The following is a 21,292-nucleotide window of genomic DNA, read 5'->3' as shown; positions in this document are numbered from 1 at the left end:
GTCGTCGAAGGACCGTCGCGTTTTGGAAACGTTTCCAGATCGGCGACCATGACCGCTCTGGAAACGTTTCCGGATTGCGCACACTCTCGCACCCGCCGAGCCCGGACGTCAACCCCTCGGCACGCCCTCGCCGAGGACCGGGGCCCTGCCTCGCGCCTCCCCTGGGTACGGGGTTCCGCGTACGGGGGTTGTCCACCGTGGCGACGCCCCACCAGGCTCGAACCGACCCGACCATCGACGAAAGGTGCACCGATGCACACCCGAGCTCTGGCGTCGCCCTCCCCCGCGGCGGCCGCCGCGGTCGCCCAGCGCCCCGCGTCCCGTCCCCTCGCCCTGCTCCTCGCCGTCTTCCTCGTGCTCGCGGGAGCGCTCTCCTGGGCGGTCGCCGGGCCGGCGCAGCAGGCGCACGCCGCGACCTGCGCCCCCGCGTGGAGCTCCGGCGCCGTCTACCTGGGCGGCGCCGTCGTCTCCCACGGCGGCCAGAACTGGAAGGCCGGCTGGTGGACCCAGGGCGAGACGCCCGGCACCACCGGCGAGTGGGGCGTCTGGCGCTCCCAGGGCGCGTGCGGCGGCGGGACCGACCCGGGCAACCCCGGCAACCCCGGCAACCCGAGCGGCTTCGTCGTCTCCGAGGCCCAGTTCAACCAGATGTTCCCGAACCGGAACGCGTTCTACACGTACCAGGGCCTGGTCGACGCGTTGTCGGCCTACCCGGCCTTCGCGACGACGGGCGGCACCGAGGTCGCCAAGCGCGAGGCTGCGGCGTTCCTCGCCAACGTCGACCACGAGACCGGCGGGCTCGTCTACATCAAGGAGATCAACACCGCGAACTACCCGCACTACTGCGACGCCTCGAAGCCGTACGGCTGCCCCGCGGGCCAGAGCGCGTACTACGGCAAGGGTCCGATCCAGCTCAGCTGGAACTACAACTACAAGGCGGCCGGTGACGCGCTCGGCATCGACCTGCTCAACAACCCCTACCTCGTGGAGCAGAGCTCGGCCGTCGCCTGGAAGACGGGCCTGTGGTACTGGAACACGCAGTCCGGGCCGGGCACGATGACCGGCCACCAGGCGATCGTCAACGGCGCCGGCTTCGGCGAGACGATCCGCTCCATCAACGGCTCTCTCGAGTGCAACGGCGGCAACCCGGCGCAGGTGCAGTCGCGCATCGCGGCGTTCCAGCGCTTCGCGCAGATCCTCGGCACGACGACGGGCTCGAACCTGTCCTGCTGACCGTCCGTCCGGCGCAGACGACCGTGGCCCGTCCCGACTGGGGGGCGGGCCACGGTCGCGGACGACGAGCCCCGCCCGAGGCACCGGTAGGTTCGGCGGCATGAGCGCGCACCCGACCGCCGACGGCGTCCGATGCCCCTGCCTGTCCGGCGACGCCTACGGGGCGTGCTGCGGCCGCTACCACGCGGGCCTGCGACCCGGCCCGGACGGCGCGGCACCGGGCCCGCACGCCCCGACCGCGGAGGCGCTCATGCGCTCGCGCTACAGCGCGTTCGCCGTCGGCGACGCCGGCTACCTGCGCGCGACCTGGCACGCGTCCACCCGGCCGGCCGACCTCGACCTCGACGACGACCTCGAGTGGCGCCGCCTCGACGTCCTGCGCACGGAGGCCGGCGGCCCGTTCGACACCACGGGCGTCGTCGAGTTCGCCGCGTACCACCGGTCGCGCACGGACCGCTCCGACCGCGGTCGGCTCCACGAGGTCAGCCGGTTCGTGCGCGAGGGCGACCGCTGGTACTACGTCGACGGGGCCCATCCCGCGTAGCCGACCGACCGCGCGCCCGTGGCCCGCCCCCGGGTCGGGACGGGCCACGGCGGGTCGCGAGAGCGCGGCCGGGCGGTCGGAGCGTCCTCAGAGGCGCGGGGCGCGACCCGTGAACGTCTCCGCCTCGGCGAGGTAGGCGTCGTGCACCTCGCCCGCGGCGAGCGCGGCGTTCACGGCGTCGACGGCGAGGCGGCGCTCGCGCTCCACCGCCACGGGGTCGCGGCGCAGCGACGCCCCCTGGTCCAGCAGGGTCGCCTGGACGTCACGGTGGTCGACCTCGCGCGGACGCGTACCGCTCTTCGCCGCCAGCGCCGCGAGCGTGCCCGCCGCGTGGCCGATGGCCATGACGCCGCCTTGCGTCCGGAAGGAGCCGTGCGCCGCCTGGTCCGCGGAGATCGCGCGGCCCGCCATCACGAGCCCGTCGAGCTCCACGGGGATGAGCGCCCGCTGGGGCACGTCGTACGTGTCCTCGAGGTCCTGCCACGTGCCCCCGCCCGTGTACCCCGACTTGCCCTTGAGGTTGTGGATGTCGATCGGGAAGTAGCCGCGCGAGACGACGTCGTCGAACTTCCGCCCGTTGACGACGTCCTCCCCGGTGAGCACGTACTCACCCGTGATGTGGCGGCTCTCGCGGATCCCGAGCGCCGTCCCGGTCCCCGCGAGCTGGGCGTTCTCGAACCCGGGCACCTTCTCGACGAGGAAGCGCGAGAGCGACATGACCTGGCGGCGGGCGTCGATCTCCGCGCGGGTGAGGGACTCCGCGTCGGTGGCGTCGACCTCCGCGACGCGCGTCGAGTTGAAGTGCAGGACGCCGTGGTGCGTGGTCGTGAGGAAGAGGATCGAGTCGCGGCCCAGGTAGAGCTCCTCGTCGGCCATGGCCTTGCCGACCATCTCGACGAAGCCCTGGCCGACGAAGTGGTCCTTCGGCTGCGGGAGCCGGGGCGAGTAGTCGGACACCGCGACGAACTCGGAGGCCCACTCGAAGTCCTCGGGGTGCTCGTCCATGTACCTCTTCACCGCGAGCGTGTCGACCCCCTCCATGTCGAACATGAGCGTCGCGGGCTGGGACAGCCCGTGACCGTTGCCGACGGTGTGGGCGGCACCGGCCCGCGCGGCGACGTCACCGTCGCCCGTCGCGTCGACGACGACCTTGGCGCGGATCTCGCTCCTGCCGCCCTTGTTCTCCACGACGACGCCCCGCACGGCGCCGTCCTCGACGATCGTGTCCGCGATCCAGGTGTGCAGGAGCGGGGTGCCGCCGGCCTCGAGGAACAGCGTCATGGCCGACCACTTGTACTGCTCGCGGTCGTAGAAGCACAGGTAGCTCCCGCTCCCGTGCGGGTTCGTGCAGCGGATGTGCCCCGTAGAGCCCCCCGCCGCCACCATGTGCCGGACGAAGTCGTACGGCACGCCCGCGATGACGCGCTCGTCCTTGAAGTAGAAGGGCGAGATGGGACCCAACCACCCGATGGTCGCCATGCCGCCGAGGAACCCGTACCGCTCCACGAGCAGGGTCTTCGCGCCCGTGCGTGCCGCAGCGATCGCGGCGATGAATCCGGACGGTCCGCCCCCGCAGACGATGACGTCGAAGTCGGTCGAGGTGGTGCTCATGGAGTGTCCTTCCTGGGTGGTGGTGCTCGTTGCCGTGCTGCTCGTGCCGTGCTGCGTCCCTGCGGCGGGACGGTGGGCCGGGACGGCCCGCGGGCCGTCCCGGTGGACCGGTGGTCAGCCGCCCGAGTAGGCGGACGCCGCCGTCTGGAGCGACGGGAGCGGGTCGGCTCCCTTGAAGACCGTCTGCTGGCCGGCCGACACCAGGGCGGCGCTCAGCTCGTTGAACCTCGTCGACGTGACCTCGGGGCGCCCGTGCTCGGCGATGTAGTCGCGCCAGGTGCGCAGCTCCTCGGCGTTGCCGAGGCTCGCGAAGTCGTCCGAGTCGTAGACCGAGGACCGCGAGGGCAGGACGCCGGCCTCGGCGAACGCCGTCGCCGACTCGACCGACGTGTAGTACTTGATGAACTCCCACGCGCCCTCCGGGTCCGAGGAGTTCGCCCCGATGCCCATCGTCTGGCCGGCGACCGCCGTGGGCAGCGGGCCCGCGGCGTCGAACGGCACCGGGACGACCTGCAGGTTCTCGCCGATCCCGTCCCCGGCACGCGCCGCGCTCACGCGCTGCGTGCCCTCGATCGCCATGCCGATGGTCCCCGCCGAGACCCCCTGCACGACGTCGTCGGCCGTCATGCTGAGCGCCTCGTCGCCGAACGCGCCGGCATCGTGGAAGTCGCTCATAAGGTCGAGCGCCGCGACGCCTGCGTCGCTCGCGAACGCGGGCTCGCCCGAGTCGTCGAGGATCTCGCCGCCGTTCGCCCACGTGAAGGGGATGAACTTCTCGACGAAGTCGGCGCCGAGGCCCTGGTCCGAGAACCCGATCGCGAGACCCGTCGTCACGTCGGTCTCGGCGCTCAGCCGTCCCGCCACGTCGACGAGCTCGTCCATCGTCGAGGGCACCTCGGCGCCGATCTCGTCGAGGAGGTCGGCGCGGTACCAGAGCATCCACGCCCGGACCTCCCACGGCACGGACATGACGTCGCCGTCGAACGTGACGCCGTCGAACGGGAAGATCGAGTCCGCCTCGAGCTCGTCGAGCTCGGTGCCCGCCACGTCCCCGAGGGGTTGGAGCGTGCGCGCGTCCACGTGCGTCGCGAGCTGGGTGCTGTACACGTTGAGGATGTCCGGGCCCTGGCCGCTGCTCGTCGCCCGGATGACCTCGGCGTCGATCTGCGCGTAGTTGATCGAGCGGACGGTCACGGTCACGTCGTCCTGGCTCGCGTTGAAGCCGTCGACGATCTCCTTGAGCGCCTTCCCGCGCGCGTCGTCGGCCGAGCTCGGGTCCAGGAACGTCCAGAGCTCGAGGTCGGACGAGCCGCCGGACGACGAGTCCCCGCCGCATGCGGCGAGCGAGAGGGCGAGCGCCCCGGTCGCTGCGAGCGCGACGGCCCTGCGGGTGGTGGAGGTACGCATGGTTCCTTCTTCCTTGAAGTGCGTGCGGAGGTGGGTGCTGCTCGAGGACGTGGGCGCGGCGCGCCGGGTCGGCGGGACCCGGCTCACCCCTTGGTCGCGCCCGCGGACAGGCCCGAGACGATGCGCTTCTCCATGAGGACGAAGAGCACGATCATCGGGACGACGGTGACGACGACGGCGGCGGTGAGCTGGCCCCACTCGATGCCGTACTGGGACAGGTAGTTGTAGAGGCCGACGGCGACCAGGCGCTTCTCGTCGGAGCTGACCATGGTCGAGGCGATGAGGAAGTCGTTCCAGACCGCGACGAACGCGACGACGGACGCCGCCGCGATGCCCGGCTTGGCGAGCGGCAGCACGAGCTGGACCATGATCCGCAGGTCGCCCGCGCCGTCGATGCGCCCCGCCTCCTCGAGCGAGCCGGGGATCGACTGGAGGAAGCCCCGCAGCATCCACAGCACGGTCGGGACCTGCCACGCGGTGTAGACGAGGATCATGCCGGCGTAGGTGTCGTACAGCCCGGTGCGAACCGCGAGGAAGTACAGGGGCACGAGGATCGCGATGCCCGGGATCATCGACGTCATGAGGATGAGGAACAGGCTCGCGTCGCGGCCGCGGAACGCGAACCGGGCGGTCGCGTAGGCGCCGAGCAGGGCGAGCACGATGGTCAGCACGACCGATCCCGCGGCGACGACGATGCTGTTGAGGAGGTAGCGCGGCACCTGGGACTCGAAGAGGACCTTGGTGTAGTTCTCGAGCGTCGGGGCGGCCGGGATCCAGCCGCTGTCCGAGAGCACCGCGCCCTTGCTCTTGAACGAGGTCGACAGCGCCCACAGGAGCGGGAGCACGGCGAACACGGACGCCGCGACGAGGCCGACGTACGCGAGCGGGCCGGCCGGCCGGTGCCGCCCGTGGGACACCGCACCTCCGCGGGGCCGCGACCGCCGTCCGGCCCGGGTCGAGGACGGCGTCGGCGCGGTCGCCGGCGCCAGGGTCGTGGTCGTCTCAGGCATCACGGTCACCCCGCAGCATCTTGATGTAGGCCAGGCCGAAGACGACGTTGAAGACGAACAGGATCACGCTGTACGCCGCGCCGAGGCCGAGGTTGAAGAAGCTGAACGACTGCTGGTAGGCCTCGAGGCTCACGAGCAGCGTCGCGTTGAAGGGCCCGCCGCCCGTGAAGGTCAGGACGAGCGTGACCATGTTGAAGTAGAGCAGCGTGAGCATGATCGCCACGACGAAGACCGTCGGCATGATCATGGGCAGGGTCACGGAGCGGAACCTGCGGAACGCGCTCGCGCCGTCCACCTCGGCCGCCTCGTGCAGCTCGGCCGGAACGCCCTGGAGCGCGGCGAGCGTGAGGATCGTCGCGAGCGGGTAGCTCAGCCACACGTTCACCAGGACGAGGGCGACCATCGCGAGCACCGGGTCGGCGAGCACGTCGACGCGGGAGCCGCCGAGGCTCCCCAGGCCCAGCGGCCCGTAGTCGGGGTTGAGGAGCCAGCGCCACAGGAGCGCGGCCACGGTCTGCGAGATGACCCAGGGCATGAGGATCAGCACGCGGAACACGCGACGGAACCTCGCGGGGCGGTCGAGCAGGTGGGCGAGGCCGACGGCGAGCGGGAGCGCGAGGACCAGCGACCCGAGCACGTAGACCATCGAGCGGCCGATCATGGCCCAGCCCTCGGTGGTGCCCAGCACCTGGGCGTAGTGCTGGAGACCGACGAAGTCCTCGACCTCGGTGTACCGGGTCTCGTGCACGGAGAGGTTGAGCGCGAAGAGGATGGGGAACACCGACACGATCGCGACGAGCACGACCGCCGGCGCGAGCAGCGCGACGGGCAGGCGGGTCGACCTCAGCGACCGGCGTCGGGGCGGGCGTGCCGGCGCACGGGCCGGCTCGACGTCCGCGGGGGGCGGCGTCGTGGGCGGGGTGGTCAGGCTCATGGTCATCGTCGACCTCCGGGCGGGACGGTCAGGCCTGCACGACGGCAGGTGGTTCGGGGACCGGGTCGGTGGCGGGTCGGGACACGTGCGGGACGCGCACGGCAGAGGAGGCGAGCAGGCCCTCGGCGACCAGGCGCGCCTTCGTCGCGGCGAGGTCCGGGCCGTAGACCCCGACGAGCGCGTCGACGGCCGGCCGGACGGCGAGCGCCGCCGCGACGTCGCCTCGGCGCAGCGCCTCGGCCTGGCGCAGGAACGGCTCCGGTCCCGCCTGCATGACTCCCGAGACGACACCGGCCCCCCCGGCCTCGACGACCTCGGGCAGCAGAGCGTCGTTCCCGGAGTAGACGACCGCCCCGGCGGGCAGCGCGTCCACCAGGCGACCCACGTAGTCGACGCCTGGGACGCTCACCTTGACCCCGTCGAGACCGGCCGCCACCACGACGGCGGCCAGGTCCTCGGGCGAGATGTCGAGGCCCGTACGGTCGGGAAAGACGTAGGCGAACAGCTCGCACCCGTCGAGGGCGCGGCGCAGTCCCGTGTAGTAGTCGACGAGCGCCGCGCGCGGCACGGCCGTGTAGTACGGGGTGATCGCCGCGAACCGTCGGGCGCCGAGCTCGTGCGCGCGCATCGCGAGTCGGACGGCCGCGTGCTCGGACGCGGCTCCCACGTGGGCGAACACGTGCTGGGGCCCGATCTCGTCGACGGCGGCCCCGATCACGGCGAGCCGCTCGTCGTCGGACAGCGTCACGAACTCGCCGGTCGTGCCGGCGACGAAGTGCGCCTCGACGTCGAGCGTCGCCGCCCGGGCGAAGAGCCGGCGGCACGACACGAGGTCGAGCGCGCCGTCCTGGCCGAACGCCGTCACCAGGGCGGGCAGCAGGTGAGGGGTGGTAGTCATGCGGGAAGCTCTCCGTCGGTCGGGGTCGAGATGCGGGCGTGGGCCTGCACCATGCGCGTGCGGGCGCCGAGCAGGTGCTCCTGCACCTCCGCCACGGCTTCCTCCACGCGGCCGGCCCGCGTCGTCTCGAGGATCGCGACGTGCGAGGCGAACGACGGGCCGAGGTCGATGTCCTCGGCGTTCGTGATCTGGAGGAGCACGGCGAAGGTGGGCTCGTACTGGCGCCAGATGTCGAACAGCCGCCTGCTGCCGGACAGCGCGTAGAAGGACGAGTGGAACGCGAGGTCGGCACGCGCGTAGTCGTCGTACCGGTCGTCGTCGGCCGCGGCACGCATGGTGTCGAGCGCGGCGAGCGCCGCCGCCCAGTCGGCCGCGTCGGCGCGCTGGTGCGCGAGGCGCAGCGCGAGGACCTCGATCGCCTCGCGGATCGCGTACAGCTCGACGATGTCGTCCGCGGTGAGCCCCGCGGCGAACACCTTGCGTCGTCGCGTGACGACGAGGCCCTCCGACTCGAGCTGGCGGAGCGCGTCGCGCACCGGGCCGCGGCTCACGTCGAACGACTCGGCGAGCCGCGGCTCGGCGAGGTGGGACCCCGCCGGGACCTCTCCCGCGATGATCATGTGCCGCAGCCTCTCGGCGATGTGGTCGCTCAGTGCCGTCGTCGGCACCGGTTCCACCGCTGTCCAGGTCATCGCCACGCTCCCCTCTGAACGTCAGCAGTCAACTGTTAACAGGTGACAGTAATCGATTACACCCGCCGCCGCAAGACCCCACCGCACCGACCGCCGTCCGGCGCGCGCCCTACGATGAGCGGCACGGCGAGCACAGCCGCCCCGGCGCACCCCGGACCGGTGCGCACGACCCCCGCCGAGGAGGCGCTCCCATGACCCGTATCGTCGACGTCGCCCGGCACGCGGGCGTGTCCACGGCCACGGTCTCCCGGGTCCTCAACGGCAAGAGCGTCCGACCCGAGCTCGCGGCCGCCGTCCACGCCGCGGTCGAGGACCTCGGCTACGTGCCCGACCGCACGGCGCGCTCCCTCCGCCGCCGCTCCAGCGACGTCGTCGCGCTCGTCCTGCCCGACGTCGAGAACCCGTTCTTCACGGCCGTCGCGCGCGGCGTCGAGGACGTCGCGCAGGAGGCCGGGTACTCCGTCGTGCTCTGCAACACCGACGACGACCCGGCCAAGGAGGAGCGCTACCTCGCGGTGGCGGAGCACGAGAACATGGCGGGCGTCGTCGTCGCGCCCGCGAGCGGGTCTCCCGAGATCGCCGCTCTGCGCGCCCGGCGCCGGGCGGTCGTCGTGATCGACCGCCGCGTGGGCCAGGACGTGGACCAGGTGCTCTTCGACAACGTCGCGCTGGGGCGGCGGGCCGCGCAGGCGCTGGTCGAGCGCGGGTTCCGGCGGATCGCGTGCGTCACGGGGCCGGTCGCGACGAGCACGGCGGTCGACCGCGCACGCGGCTGGCGGGAGGTGCTCGACGACGCGGGCCTCCCCGCCGACGACCTCCTCGTGCACGCCAACTTCCGCGTCGACGGGGGCTACGACGCGACCGTCGCCCTGCTGGCCCGGTCCGACCCGCCGGACGCGGTCGTCGCGACGAACAACCTGGTGGGCGTCGGGGTGCTCCGTGCGCTCGCCGACGCGCACGGCCGCCCTGCGGCGTCACCGGCCGACGCGGGGCGCGACAGGGGACCCGGCGACGGGCCCGCGCTGGGCGTCGGGATCGTGGGCGACCTCCCCTTCGCGACCTCGCGCACGTCCGACGTCGCGCTCGTGCCCCTGGACCCCCGTGCGCTCGGCACGACGGCGGCCCGGCTCCTGCTGGACCGGCTCGCGGGCGACGAGGAGCCGGCCCGGCAGGTCGTCCAGGAGACGCCCGCCGGGCCGTGAACGCCGGGCTCAGCGCGGTGCCGCGGCCTCCCGGGCCCCGACGTCGGCCGCCCGCCCCGCCTGCCCGAACAGGACCATGCGCTCCTCGAGGAGCCGCTGCGCCCAGCGCCGGCCCTCGGCGAGGTAGCCCGCGGGGTCCACGTCCCCGGGGGACTGCGCGAGCGCGACCCGGACGCCGGCGGTGAACGCCATGTAGTGGTCCATGCCCTGGTTGATCTTGCGCACCCCGAGGCTCGCCGCGCGCGCCTTCTCCGCGTCGGGGACGCCCCACGACTCGGGCAGGTCGCCGCCGTGCGCGTTGATGGTCGCGCGCAGGTCGGCCGGCAGGCCGGAGGACCCGTGCATGACGAGGTGCGTGCCGGGCACCCGGGCCGCGATGCGCTCGACGAGGTCCATGTGCAGGACCGAGCCGTCCGGCGGGCTCGTGAACTTGTAGGCGCCGTGCGACGTCCCGATCGCGACGGCGAGCGCGTCGACGCCGGTACGGCGCACGAACTCCGCCGCCTGCTCCGGGTCGGCGAGGACGATCTCGGCGTGGCTGCGCCCGTCCTTGGAGCCGCCGATGGTCCCGAGCTCCCCCTCGACGGACACGCCGTGCGCGTGCGCGTGCTCGACGACGCGGCGCGTGACCGCGACGTTCTCCTCGAAGCCGGCCGGGCGGCCGTCCGGACCGATCGAGCCGTCGATCATCACGCTCGTGAAGCCGGCGGCGACGGCCCGCGCGCAGGTCGCCTCGTCCGGCCCGTGGTCGAGGTGCAGGGCGACCGGCACGTCCGGGTAGGCGCCGATCACGGAGTGCAGGGCCGACCACCAGGTCCGGTCGTCGCCGTAGGGGTGCGACCCGGCGAGCGTCTCCACGATCACGGGGCTCGCCGTCGCGCGCGCGGCGTCGAGCACCGCGGTGGCCATCGCGAGGTCCGCGACGTTGAAGGCGCCGACGCCGTAGCCACCCCGGGCGGCGGCGTCGAGCAGGGTACGGTTCGTGACGAGGGTCATGGCTGACCTTCCTGTCGTGTCGTCGGGAGCGTGCCGCCCGGGCGGACGGCGACGGGTTCGTGCGGGCGACGGGCGGAGGCGACGTGACGCAGGACGACGACCGGACCGCGGGAGCGGGTGGCCGGTCCGTGCGGCTGGCCGACATCGCCGCGCGCGCCGGGGTGTCCATCAAGACGGTGTCGCGCGTCGTCAACGACGAGCCGCACGTCGCCGCCGCCACGCGTCGCCTCGTCGAGGACGCGATCGCCGAACTGGGCCTGGAGGGCGAGGCCCGCCCGCGGGGACGCAAGCGCCGGACCGGCGTCGTCGGGCTCGTGTTCCCCGACGTGCGCAACGACTACTTCGCCGCGGTGAGCCGCGCGCTCCAGGAGCGGCTGGCGAACGTCAGCCCGACGCTGCTCTCCGCCGACTCGGACGACGACCTGCACACCGAGGAGTCGATCCTCACGGCCTTCCGACGCCTCGACGTCGACGGCCTCGTGATCTTCCCGACCGGCGCACCGGGCCTGGTGGAGTTCGCGCAGTCCGTCCCGACCGTCGTCGTGGACCGCACGGTCCCCTCCGTCCGGGGTCTCGTCGACCACGTGCTGCCCGACGCCCGGCACGCGGCCGAGCAGCTCACCCTGCACATGATCGAGCAGCACCACGTGCAGCGGGTGTGCCTCGTGGCCGGAGACCTCGCGGTCTCCACCCTGCGCAACCGGCACACGGCGTTCCAGCGCGTCGTCAGCCGGACGGGGACCGAGAACCACGTCCTCGCCGGGCTCACGACGTCCGAGGAGGCCGCGACCGCCGCGTACTCGCTGTTCCGGACGCTCGAGCCGCCGTTCGGCGTGCTCGCGACGAACAGCCTCATGTTCTGGGGCGTGCTCACCGCGGCGCAGCGCCTCGGGCTCAAGGTGCCGTCCGACGTCGTGCTCACGACGTTCGACAACGTGCCCGGCGTGGGGACGACGGGCCTGGTGCCGACGAACGCCGTCGCGCCGGCCGCGACGCTCGCCGCGCGGACCGTCCAGCTCCTCACGGAGCGCATGAACAACCCGACGCTGCCGCCGCGCCTGCTCGACATGGACTACGACATCGCCTACGGCACGACGTGCGGCTGCGTGCCGATCGACCCGGCGCGCAACGTCCTCGGGTAGCGTCCGGCGGCGGGCCGCCGGGCCGGCCCCGCGGGGACGGTGCGCACCGGGCACGGGTCAGAGCGTGTGCGTGATGCCCAGCGAGGCGTAGTCGAGCACGATCGGCTCGTCCGTGACGGCCCGCGCCGCGGAGAGCACCTTCGCCGCGCTCTCCACCGCGACGCTCGTCTTGAACGCGTCGCGCAGGTTCGGGCCGACGGTGAGCAGGCCGTGGTTGGCCCATACGACCGCGTTGCGGTCCTCGAGGTAGCGCGCCATGTCGCGGCCGAACTCGGTCGAGTTGCTCAGCGCGAACGGCATGATCGGCACGTCGCCCTTGGTGTAGATGACCATGTTGACGAGCGCGCCGCGGATCGGCTCACCGAGCACGCCGAACACGTTCGCGTACGTCGGCTCGGTGTGGACGATCGCCTGCACGTCGGGGCGGGCGGCGTACACGGCGAGGTGGACCGTCACCTCGGACGACGGCAGCAGGTGGCCCTCGACGACGTTCGCGTCCTCGTCCACGACGACCAGGTCGTCGGGCGTCATGCGGTCGTACTCGAGGTCCGTCGGGGTGATGAGGAACGTCGACGTGCCGGGGATGCGGAGGCTGATGTTCCCCTGCGTGTTGAAGTTGAGCCCGAGCTTCACGGACTCCAGGCAGTACGCGAGGACGTCCTCGCGCGCGGCCTGCAGGTCGAACGTGTCCAGCGTGGTCATGCGATCTCCTTGAGTGCGGTGCCGTCGAGGGGCTCGACGGCGAGGGACGTGCTGACGGGGGTGAGGAGGCGGTGGAGCGAGTCGAACGTCGCGCGCTGCCGCGCGTACCACGCCGCGTGGCGCGGGTCAGGGCTCGCCTCGTGGAGGACGGGTGGAGCGGGCAGGTCGAGCACGTCCCGGAACGTGCCGACCCCGAGGGCCGCGAGCAGCGCGGCGCCCCGCCCCGCGGCCTCGCGCACGACGGCGCGCAGCGGGACGCCTGCGGCGTCGGAGCGCGCCTGCAGCGCGGCGAGGTTGGCCGAGCCGCCGCCGACGGCGTGCACCTCGACCGGGGGGACGCCACGCTCCGCGAGCGCGGCGCGGATCTTCGCGAGCTCGAACCCGGACGCCTCGACGAACGCGCGCGCGATCTGGGCGGTCGTCGTCTCGAGCGTCAGCCCGAGGAGCGCTCCGCGCGCCGCCGGGTCGTTGTCGAGCGTGCCGGAGCCCGCGAGGTACGGGGCGACGAGGAGCGGGGGCGGGTCCACCGCGCCGACCTCGTAGAGCGACGCCCAGGGGTCGATCCGGTCGTGGTGGACGATGGTCGAGAACCAGTCGAGCGCGAACCCGCCGGCGGCGGTCCCCGCGAGCGTGACCCACAGATCGTCGCCGACGGGGTAGGTCGCGAGCCCGGTGCCGTCGAGGCCGCCGGGGCGGGCGCGTGTCCCCACCGTGAGGCAGTCGCTCGACCCGAACGAGAACACGGCCCGGTGCCCGGGCCGCCCCCCGCCGCCCAGGAACGCCGCGGCCTGGTCGTGGACGCCGGCCACGACCGGCGTGCCCGGTCGCAGGCCCGTGCGCTCGGCCGCGTCCGCGGACACGGTGCCGACGACCTCGCCCGCGGCCACCGCCGGGGAGAAGAGGTGCCCGGGGACGTCGAGCGCGTCGAGGACGGCGGCCGACCAGGTGCGCGAGCGCACGTCGAACGCGCCGGTGCGCGCCGCCATCGTGAGGTCGACGGCGGGCGCCGCGCCCAGGCGGGTCGCGACGAAGTCGTCCATCGTGCGGACCGCCGCGGGCAGCGCGGCGTCGGGCAGGAGGTCCCGGACCTTGTGCACGGAGAACATGGGGTGCAGCGGCTGGCCGGTGATCTCCTGGGCGACGTCGTCGCCGAGCGCCTCCCGGAGCCGGGCCGCGGAGGCCGCGCCGCGGCCGTCCATGCTCAGCGGTGCCGGACCGAGCGCCCGGCCCGCGCGGTCGACGGGCACGACGGCCTCGCCCAGCGTGGAGAAGGACAGCGCCTCGACGGGGTCCGCGCGGACCGCGGGCTCGCCGACGACGTCGCGCACGAGCGCCTCGACGCCGTCCAGGACGGCCTCCGCGTCGACGTGCGCGCGGCCGGGTGCGGGTCGCACGACGGTGGTGCGGCGCGAGCGCGCGACGAGCTCGTTGCCGCTCTCGTCGTAGACGCCGACGCGCGTGCCGGTGGTCCCGAGGTCGATGCCGAGGTAGCTCACTTGACCGACCCCGCGAGCCCGTTCACCAGGTACCGCTGGATGAACAGATAGACGACGACGATGGGCACCGAGATGAGCACGAGCACCGCGAACAGCGCGCCCGGCTGGCTCAGGTAGATCCCCCGGTACGCGAGGGGGACGAGCGTCAGCGGCTTGAGGTCGTTGTCGCTGATCGCCACGAGCGGGAGGAGGAAGTCGTTCCACGTCATCATGAGCTGCCAGATGACGACGACGGCCGCCGCAGCCTTGCCGAGCGGGAAGTAGATGCGCCAGAAGATGGTCCAGGCGGAGGCTCCGTCGACGAGCGCGGCCTCGTACGTCTCGTCGGGGATCGCGAGGTACGTGGTGCGGATCATGATGACGGCGAACGGGAGCCCGAGCGCGGTGTAGGCGAGCACGAGGCCGAGGAGCGAGTCGTAGAGGCCGATCGCCTGGAGGATCTTGAAGACCGCCACGACGATGCTCGCCATGGGCAGCACGAGCGCGAGCAGCAGCCCCACGAACACGACGCCGCGGAACGGGACCCGCAGGCGGGCGAGGGCGAACGCCGTCATGGAGCCGAGGAGGACCACGAGCAGGATCGACGGGACCGACACCAGCAGGCTGTTCAGCAGGTGCTGGAGGATCGGGTTGGTCTCGAAGATCGTCACGTAGTTGCGCAGCGTGGGCTCCTCGGGGAGCAGCCCGAGCGCCGTCGTCGAGGGGTTGGACGTCGGCAGCAGCGAGATCCCGAGCACCATGACCACGGGGACCATCCACAGCACGGCGAGCGGACCGAGCAGCCAGTGCGACCACCGCGGCGGCGCCTCCACGTCCTTGCTGCGTCCGTGACCGCGGCGGCGGCGCCCCGCCACGACGGTCTCCCGCGCGGCGGCGTCGTCGGGCGCGCGCCCCGCGCGGGCGGTGCCGGAGCTGAGTGCCGTCATGACTTCTCCCCCGTGATGAACCCCGCGCCGAACGTGCGCAGCATCGCGACGGACGAGCCGATCGCGAGGACGAGCAGGACGACCGAGATCGTCGCGCCGTAGCCGAACGACTGGAGCTGGAAGGCTTCCTTGAACATGTACGTCGGCATGAGCTCCGACGCGTGGTTGGGCCCGCCCTCGGTGAGCACCCAGACGAGCTCGAAGGTCTTCAGCGACCCGATGATCCCGAGCAGGACGAGCGACAGGTGGGTGGGCTTGAGGAGCGGCAGGACGATCCGGCGGACCAGCGACCAGCCGCTGGCGCCGTCGATGCGCGCGGCCTCGAGGACCGAGTGGTCGAGGAGCTGGAGCCCGGCGAGGTAGAAGAGCATCGAGAAGCCCGACCACATCCACACGTTGACGACGATCACCGTGACGATCGCGGTCGACGGGTCGGACAGGTAGGGGCGCGTGAGGACCTCGAGGCCGGTGGCCCGGCCGAGCTGCGCGAGCACGCCGTTGAACGGGTCGAGCAGGCGCTGCCACACGATGCCCACGACGACGGGCGACAGGACGGCCGGCAGGAAGAAGATCGCCCGGTAGACCGTCCTCCCGCGCAGCCGGGTGTTGAGGAGCCACGCGAGCGTGAAGCCGATGACGGCCTGCGGCACGATCGTCAGGAGGATCCACAGCAGCGAGTTGCGCAGCGTGATGTGGAACACCGGGTCCTGCGCGAGGTCCGCGTAGTTCTGGACGCCCGCGGGCGTCCCGGCGTTGACGCCGTCCCAGTCGAGCGTGCTCGCCTGGACGTTGAACACGATCGGGTACACGACGAACACGGCGAAGAGCAGGAGCGCGGGGGCGATGAAGCCGAGCGCGACGAGCTGCTGGCGGCGACGCGTGCTGCGGCCCGTCGGCGTCGTCGCGCGCGACCCGGCGACCCGCGGCGTCGCCGCCGCGGGTCGCCCGGAGACGAGGGCTGCCATCGTCAGCCCAGCCCGTCCTGGACCGCCTGGACCGACGCCGCGGCCTCCTCCGGCGTCGACTGGCCCGCGGCGACCGCGGACAGCGCGTCGGCGACGGCCGTGTCGATGTCCGGCGACTCGAAGTAGCGCGAGTACTGCACCTCGGGCATCCAGTCCTCGGTGAACGTCGTCCACATCTCCTGCTGCTTGTCGCTCGTGAACTCCTCGGGGTCGAGGCCCTGCACGGCGGGCAGGTCGTTGAAGGTGTTGATGAGCACCTGGGCGCCGTCGCCCGCGATCCAGTCCGTGAGGACCTGGCACGCGAGGTCGGGGTTCTTCGCGTCCTTCGAGATGCCGAGCGCGACGTCGATGCCGCCGACGAGCTGCGGCTCCGGAGCCCCGCCCGGGATCGTCGGGAAGAGGAAGGGCTCGTAGCCCTCCATGCCCTGCGAGAGCGGCGGGATGTCCGAGCGCGAGGGGTCGGACTGCTGGATCCACCACGCGCCGAGGGGGATCATCGCGGCGTTGCCCGCCTCGAACTGGTTGACGCCGTTCGGGTAGGCGTCGAGGGCGAGGGCACCCTGCTGCGCGATCCCGTCGGTGAACAGCTTCTGCCAGTACGTGAACGCCTCGACGACGCCCGGGTCGGTCCACGACGCCTCGCCCGACTCCGCCTGGTAGACGAGCCCGGGCTCGATGTTGTTGGCGATCTGCAGGAACACGACGTTCCGCAGCCACGAGTCCTTCGCGGGCAGCAGGAACGGCGCCGCCGAGCCGCCGCCGAGGGTGTCGACGGCGCTCTCGAGGTCGGCCCACGTGGCCGGCGGCTCGATGCCCGCCTCGTCGAGGAGGTCGGAGTTGGCCCAGAGGTTCACCGTCTGCACGAGGAGGGGCAGCGCGTAGTAGTGCTCGTCGCCCTCGGGGTTGCCCATGCGGGCCTGCTCGAGGCCGATGGGGAAGAACTTCGACTCCCAGTCGTCGCCCCAGGTCTCGGCCGCGCAGTCCTCCAGCGGCATGAGGTTCTCCCGGTACTGCTGGGTCAGCGCGCCGGGCTGCAGACCCACGATGTCGGGCATCGTGCCCGAGCTCGCGCGGGTCTGCAGGTCGACGACGTACTCCGGGTAGTTGAAGATCGTGGCGTCGATCGTGACGTCCGGGTTGGCGGTGGTGAACGCGTCGATCATCTGACGCGTGGTCTGCTCGATCGGGCTCCAGGAGCGGAACGACACCGTCGTCCCGCCCTCGCCCCCCTGGCCCGACTGCTCAGGATCCGCGCCGCCCGCGCACGCCGCGAGCGACGTGACGATCGTGAGCGCGACTCCGGCCTGGATGCCGCGGCGCGCAGTTCGGGGAAGCTTCATCGCGTCCGTCCTCTCTCCGTCGTTGGATGCGAGGGCCTCATCGAACGTCTCCGGGTCGAGGTCGTCAACGGCTCCGCCGACCCCGTCGCCGCCGTGCCGGCCGCGTGTCGTCCGTGCCTGTCCGGTGGCCGCCGCCACGCGAGCGCGGCGTTGTCGCCGGTGCCGAGCCACGGGCCGACAGCGCGGTGTCCGTTGTCCGACAACGGCACCACCGCCGAGCGCGGAACGGTGCGGCGCGCGCCGCCGGGGCCGGCACCGCCGGGGCGGGTGACAACCGGTCTCGCCGTCGCTGTCCCAGGGCGGCGCGGGGCGGGCCCCGACCCCGGGACGGCGCGCCGACACCCAGGTCACAGTTGCGTCAACCCTCGAATTCGTCTCACATGGCGAGACATCGCGGAACAAGAGCGCAGGTCGGGGCGACCGTTGTTTCTGTAATCGATTTCTGTCATGCTGGTCGGCATGCCCAGACCTCCCGTGACCCCGGGCCTCGTCGGCGTCGACGTCGGCACCTCGAGCACCAAGGGCGTGCTCGTCGGACCCGACGGCGCGATCCTCCGCTCGACGACCCGCGCCCACACCGTGGACCGGCCCGCTCCCGGCCACGTCGAGATGGACGCCGCCGTCTGGTGGGACGAGCTCGTCGCGATCGTCACCGAGCTCACGGCCGACCTGGCCCCGGGCGCCGTCCGCGGCTCCGACGTGCCCGCCGACCTCGAGGTCGCGGCCGTCGGGGTGTCGGGCATGGGTCCGTGCGTCCTGCTCACGGACGACGTCGGGACGCCGGTGCGCCCGGCGATCCTGTACGGCGTCGACACGCGCGCGACGCGTCAGATCGCCGCGCTCGACGCCGCGCTGGGACGCGCGACCGTCCTCGACCGCTGCGGCTCCGCGCTCTCGTCCCAGGCCGCGGGACCCAAGATCGCCTGGGTCCGCGAGCACGAGGCCGAGGCCTGGTCCCGCGCCCGGCGGCTGTTCATGCCCGCGTCCTACCTCGCGTTCCGGCTCACCGGCGCCTACGTGCTCGACCACCACTCCGCGTCCCAGTCGACGCCCCTCTACGACCCGCGCACGCACGAGTGGATCGACGACTGGGCCGACCTCGTCGCCCCCGGCCTCGAGCTCCCCGCCCTGCGCTGGCCGGGCGAGGCCGCGGGCGTGACGCGCGAGCCCCTCGCCGGGGTCCCGGCAGGCACGCCGGTCGTCACCGGGACGATCGACGCCTGGTCCGAGGCCGTGAGCGTCGACGCGACGCACGTCGGCGACCTCATGCTCATGTACGGCACGACCCTGTTCCTCGTCGCCACCGTCGCCGAGCCCCTGCGCAGCGAGACGATGTGGGGCACCGTCGGTGCCTACCCCGGGACCCACAACCTGGCCGGGGGCATGGCGACGTCGGGAGCGATCACGTCGTGGCTCCGCGACCTGACCGGGGCCGGCTACCCCGAGCTGCTCGCCGAGGCCGCTGCCTCCGGGCCGGGCGCGCGCGGCCTCCTCATGCTCCCCTACCTCGCGGGCGAGCGGACCCCGGTCCAGGACCCCGACGCGCGGGGCGTCGTCGCCGGCCTCACCGTGACGCACACGCGCGGCGACCTCTACCGCGCGGCGCTCGAGGCCACGGCGTTCGGCGTGCGGCACAACGTCGAGACCCTGCGCCACGCCGGGGCCGACATCTCCCGGGTCGTCGCCGTGGGCGGCGGCACCCAGGGCGACCTGTGGACGCAGGTCGTCTCCGACGTGACCGGGCTCCCCCAGGTCGTCCCGACGCGGACGATCGGCGCGAGCTACGGCGCCGCGATGCTCGCCGCCGGGCTCGTGCACGAGGAGGGGCGGCTCCTCGACGTCGCCGCGTGGAACCCCCCGGCACGTGTCGTCGAGCCCGACCCGGGGACGCGCTCCGCGTACGACGAGCTCTACGGCCTGTACCGCGCCCTCTACCCGGCGACGCGCGACGTCGTGCACGCGCTCGCCCGCCGGACGGGCCGCACCGCGGGTCCCGCCGCCCCGGAGCGCCCCTCCGCCACCCTCTCCACCCACCGCGCCACTCTCGAAGGAGCACCCGCATGACCAGCACCTACGCCGTCCCCGAGCTCGCACCGGAGGCCCGGGCCCCCGAGCGCACGGTCTACCTCGTCGCGTCGGGCGACCTGCGCGAGTCCGCGAACGTCGCGGGCTGGCCGACGCAGGTGGAGCTCGAACGCGTGCTCACCGACGCGTTCGCGGCGAACGGCTGGAAGGTCGTGCGCGCCAACGACGTCGACCCCGAGACCGGGCACGGCTTCATCAGCTCGCAGCGCATGGGGCTCGACGTGTTCGCGACCATCCCGCCCGACGCGCCGCTCGTCGTCGCCGAGGCGGTGTGGCAGTACAGCCACCACGTGCTCGCCGGCCTGCGCACGCACCGTGGCCCGATCCTCACCGCCGCGAACTTCGCGGGCGACTGGCCGGGGCTCGTCGGGCTCCTGGGCCTGAACGCCGGCCTCACCAAGATGGGCACGCCGTACTCGACCGTGTGGACCGTCGACGGGACCGACGCCTGGTTCCAGGACGCGATCCGCTCGTGGGTCGCGACCGGGACGATCGCGCACGACGACTCCCACGTCCACCCGCTCCCCGCGCTCCCGGACTCCCCGGAGAAGCAGCTCGGCGAGGCCCTCGCGGCCCAGCTCCTGCGGGAGAAGGCGATCATCGGCGTCTTCGACGAGGGCTGCATGGGGATGTACAACGCGATCTTCGACGACGAGCTGCTCAACGGGCTCGGCATCTACAAGGAGCGTCTGTCGCAGTCCGCGCTCTGGGCGGAGATGCAGCGCGTGACCGACGACGAGGCAGACGCGGTCCAGCGCTGGCTCGAGGACGCGGGGATGACCTTCCGGCTCGGGACCGACGAGGCGACCGAGCTCACGCCCGCGCAGCTCCGCTGGCAGCACAAGATGTACGTCGCGGCCCTCCGGATCGCCGACGACTTCGGGCTCGACGCGGTCGGCATCCAGTACCAGCAGGGCCTCAAGGACATCTGTCCCGCGTCCGACCTCGCGGAAGGGCTGCTCAACAACGTGCAGCGCCCGCCGGTCCGCTCGCGCGACGGGCAGCGGATCCTGTGGGACGGCCAGGCGTTCCCCCACTTCAACGAGGCCGACGAGGGCGTCGCCGTCGACGCGCTCGTCACGAACCGGCTGTGGACGGCGATGGGGCTCGACCCGGCCACCACGCTGCACGACGTGCGCTGGGGCGAGGAGTTCGACGGGCAGTTCGTGTGGGTCTTCGAGATCTCCGGCTCGGTACCCGCCTCGCACCTCGAGGGCGGCTACGCGGGCGCGGAGGGCTGGCGCCAGGATCCCGTCTTCTTTCCGGCCGGCGGCTCCACCCTCAACGGGGTCTCCCGGGCCGGCGAGATCGTCTGGTCCCGCGTCTACATCGCCGACGGCGTCCTGCAGGTCGACCTCGGCCGGGCCTCGGCGTTGTCGCTCCCCGAGGAGGAGACGCGTCGGCGCAAGGAGGCGACGAACCCGGAGTGGCCGATCATGCACGCCGTGCTCCACGGCGTGAGCCGCGACCAGTTCATGGCCCGCCACAAGGCGAACCACCTGAACGTCGCGTACGCGCCCGACGCCGGCACCGCGGACCGCGCGCTCGAGGCCAAGGCCGCGTTCTTCGCCGCGCTCGGCATGCCGGTCCACCTGTGCGGGGACAGCGCGCTCACCCGGTGACGGGTCGGCGCGCGCCGACGGCGAGCACGACGCCGGCGGCGAGCGCCGCGCCCAGGAGCGCGCCGGCGGTGTTCATCACGACGTCCTGGACGGTCGGGACGCGGCCCGGCAGGATGTTCTGGGTCAGCTCGATCGCGACCGACAGCGCGCAGCCCGCGAGGGTGACGACGCCGACGGTGCGCCGCACGCCCAGGGGTGCGCCGCGCCGTCGGGCGGTCGCGCCGCGCAGGAGCGGGACCCCGAGCACGCCGAAGGGCCCGAACATGACGACGTTCGCGAGCGCCTCGAGCACCGGGAGGGTGATCGGGATCCCGAGGCCGTGGAGGAACCCGAGGGTCGCCGTGGCCCAGCCGGGCGCGTCGGTGGACTGCGGCGACGGCCACAGGGTCACGACGAGGACCGCGGCGAGGTAGGCGGCGAACGTCCAGGTCAGCAGGCGCATCGCGTCAGCGTACGAGGGCCGTCGCGGGACGGGGCGCCTCCTGCG

Annotated in this window: 19 protein-coding genes; 6 read left to right on the top strand and 13 right to left on the bottom strand. The window is 73.0% G+C overall.

The features are described 5' to 3' along the window. Nucleotides 1-252 precede the first annotated feature (252 nt). Complete coding sequence (locus ABWU78_RS06835) at nucleotides 253-1,233, top strand: glycoside hydrolase family 19 protein (RefSeq protein WP_439157932.1); 981 nt, start codon at nucleotides 253-255, stop codon at nucleotides 1,231-1,233. 100 nt (nucleotides 1,234-1,333) lie between these two features. Further along, nucleotides 1,334-1,777 carry a YchJ family protein gene (locus ABWU78_RS06830; RefSeq protein WP_439157931.1) on the top strand — a complete coding sequence of 148 codons (444 nt, stop codon included), beginning with the start codon at nucleotides 1,334-1,336 and terminating at the stop codon, nucleotides 1,775-1,777. Between the two features lie 87 nt (nucleotides 1,778-1,864). Here the strand turns inward: ABWU78_RS06830 and ABWU78_RS06825 are convergent, their stop codons facing one another. From ABWU78_RS06825 to ABWU78_RS06800, 6 genes are all read right to left on the bottom strand, one after another. Further along, nucleotides 1,865-3,388, bottom strand: a complete 1,524-nt coding sequence (locus ABWU78_RS06825) for an FAD-dependent oxidoreductase (protein WP_439157930.1) — start codon at nucleotides 3,386-3,388, stop codon at nucleotides 1,865-1,867. Nucleotides 3,389-3,502: 114 nt separating this feature from the next. After that, on the bottom strand, nucleotides 3,503-4,795 hold the full coding sequence (locus ABWU78_RS06820) for an ABC transporter substrate-binding protein (protein ID WP_253054498.1): 1,293 nt from the start codon (nucleotides 4,793-4,795) through the stop codon (nucleotides 3,503-3,505). Nucleotides 4,796-4,878: 83 nt separating this feature from the next. Next, the gene (locus tag ABWU78_RS06815) at nucleotides 4,879-5,805 is read right to left on the bottom strand and encodes a carbohydrate ABC transporter permease (RefSeq protein ID WP_439157929.1); all 927 of its coding nucleotides are present in this window, start codon (nucleotides 5,803-5,805) and stop codon (nucleotides 4,879-4,881) included. Further along, a complete protein-coding gene (locus ABWU78_RS06810; protein WP_253054501.1) occupies nucleotides 5,798-6,739 on the bottom strand; it encodes a carbohydrate ABC transporter permease in 942 nt (313 codons plus the stop codon). The genes ABWU78_RS06815 and ABWU78_RS06810 overlap by 8 nt, the downstream gene beginning before the upstream one ends. A 28-nt stretch (nucleotides 6,740-6,767) precedes the next feature. Further along, nucleotides 6,768-7,637 carry a dihydrodipicolinate synthase family protein gene (locus ABWU78_RS06805; RefSeq protein ID WP_439157928.1) on the bottom strand — a complete coding sequence of 290 codons (870 nt, stop codon included), beginning with the start codon at nucleotides 7,635-7,637 and terminating at the stop codon, nucleotides 6,768-6,770. Next, nucleotides 7,634-8,329 (bottom strand): GntR family transcriptional regulator, encoded by a 696-nt coding sequence (locus tag ABWU78_RS06800; protein ID WP_253054505.1) that lies wholly within the window; start codon nucleotides 8,327-8,329, stop codon nucleotides 7,634-7,636. Before ABWU78_RS06800 ends, ABWU78_RS06805 begins: the two co-directional genes overlap by 4 nt. 191 nt (nucleotides 8,330-8,520) lie before the next feature. Between ABWU78_RS06800 and ABWU78_RS06795 the strand changes: the two genes are divergently transcribed. Next, complete coding sequence (locus ABWU78_RS06795; protein WP_439157927.1) at nucleotides 8,521-9,531, top strand: LacI family DNA-binding transcriptional regulator; 1,011 nt, start codon at nucleotides 8,521-8,523, stop codon at nucleotides 9,529-9,531. A gap of 9 nt (nucleotides 9,532-9,540) precedes the next feature. On the opposite strand, the gene ABWU78_RS06790 is transcribed toward ABWU78_RS06795, so the two are convergent. Beyond that, on the bottom strand, nucleotides 9,541-10,527 hold the full coding sequence (locus ABWU78_RS06790; RefSeq protein WP_439157926.1) for a ketose-bisphosphate aldolase: 987 nt from the start codon (nucleotides 10,525-10,527) through the stop codon (nucleotides 9,541-9,543). 83 nt (nucleotides 10,528-10,610) lie between these two features. Here ABWU78_RS06790 and ABWU78_RS06785 point away from each other — a divergent pair, with 83 nt between their 5' ends. After that, nucleotides 10,611-11,669, top strand: a complete 1,059-nt coding sequence (locus tag ABWU78_RS06785) for a LacI family DNA-binding transcriptional regulator (RefSeq protein ID WP_253054511.1) — start codon at nucleotides 10,611-10,613, stop codon at nucleotides 11,667-11,669. Nucleotides 11,670-11,726: 57 nt separating this feature from the next. On the opposite strand, the gene ABWU78_RS06780 is transcribed toward ABWU78_RS06785, so the two are convergent. Genes ABWU78_RS06780 through ABWU78_RS06760 form a run of 5 tightly spaced genes read right to left on the bottom strand, consistent with a single transcriptional unit; the run spans nucleotide 11,727 to nucleotide 17,098 of the window. Next, complete coding sequence (locus tag ABWU78_RS06780) at nucleotides 11,727-12,371, bottom strand: class II aldolase/adducin family protein (protein ID WP_047231098.1); 645 nt, start codon at nucleotides 12,369-12,371, stop codon at nucleotides 11,727-11,729. Further along, on the bottom strand, nucleotides 12,368-13,867 hold the full coding sequence (locus ABWU78_RS06775) for an FGGY-family carbohydrate kinase (RefSeq protein ID WP_439157925.1): 1,500 nt from the start codon (nucleotides 13,865-13,867) through the stop codon (nucleotides 12,368-12,370). Before ABWU78_RS06775 ends, ABWU78_RS06780 begins: the two co-directional genes overlap by 4 nt. After that, nucleotides 13,864-14,793, bottom strand: coding sequence for a carbohydrate ABC transporter permease (locus tag ABWU78_RS06770; RefSeq protein WP_439157924.1), 930 nt, complete (start codon nucleotides 14,791-14,793; stop codon nucleotides 13,864-13,866). Before ABWU78_RS06770 ends, ABWU78_RS06775 begins: the two co-directional genes overlap by 4 nt. After that, complete coding sequence (locus ABWU78_RS06765; protein WP_052877364.1) at nucleotides 14,790-15,758, bottom strand: carbohydrate ABC transporter permease; 969 nt, start codon at nucleotides 15,756-15,758, stop codon at nucleotides 14,790-14,792. The genes ABWU78_RS06770 and ABWU78_RS06765 overlap by 4 nt, the downstream gene beginning before the upstream one ends. 2 nt (nucleotides 15,759-15,760) lie before the next feature. Beyond that, entirely contained in the window at nucleotides 15,761-17,098 is a 1,338-nt protein-coding gene (locus ABWU78_RS06760) for an ABC transporter substrate-binding protein (RefSeq protein WP_253054517.1), read from the bottom strand. Nucleotides 17,099-17,557: 459 nt separating this feature from the next. Between ABWU78_RS06760 and ABWU78_RS06755 the strand changes: the two genes are divergently transcribed. Both ABWU78_RS06755 and ABWU78_RS06750 read left to right on the top strand, forming a co-directional pair. Beyond that, a complete protein-coding gene (locus tag ABWU78_RS06755) occupies nucleotides 17,558-19,162 on the top strand; it encodes an FGGY-family carbohydrate kinase (protein ID WP_439157923.1) in 1,605 nt (534 codons plus the stop codon). Continuing rightward, the gene (locus ABWU78_RS06750) at nucleotides 19,159-20,805 is read left to right on the top strand and encodes a fucose isomerase (RefSeq protein WP_439157922.1); all 1,647 of its coding nucleotides are present in this window, start codon (nucleotides 19,159-19,161) and stop codon (nucleotides 20,803-20,805) included. Before ABWU78_RS06755 ends, ABWU78_RS06750 begins: the two co-directional genes overlap by 4 nt. Here ABWU78_RS06750 and ABWU78_RS06745 read toward each other — a convergent pair. Further along, nucleotides 20,795-21,247: a VanZ family protein gene (locus tag ABWU78_RS06745; protein ID WP_253054523.1), complete on the bottom strand. Its 453-nt coding sequence runs from the start codon at nucleotides 21,245-21,247 to the stop codon at nucleotides 20,795-20,797. The genes ABWU78_RS06750 and ABWU78_RS06745 overlap by 11 nt on opposite strands. Nucleotides 21,248-21,292: the final 45 nt, after the last annotated feature.

This window comes from Cellulosimicrobium sp. CpK407 (assembly GCF_051844275.1).
GTDB classification, from domain to species: Bacteria; Actinomycetota; Actinomycetes; order Actinomycetales; family Cellulomonadaceae; genus Cellulosimicrobium; species Cellulosimicrobium cellulans_G.
This window is presented reverse-complemented; position numbering and strand designations above follow the sequence as displayed.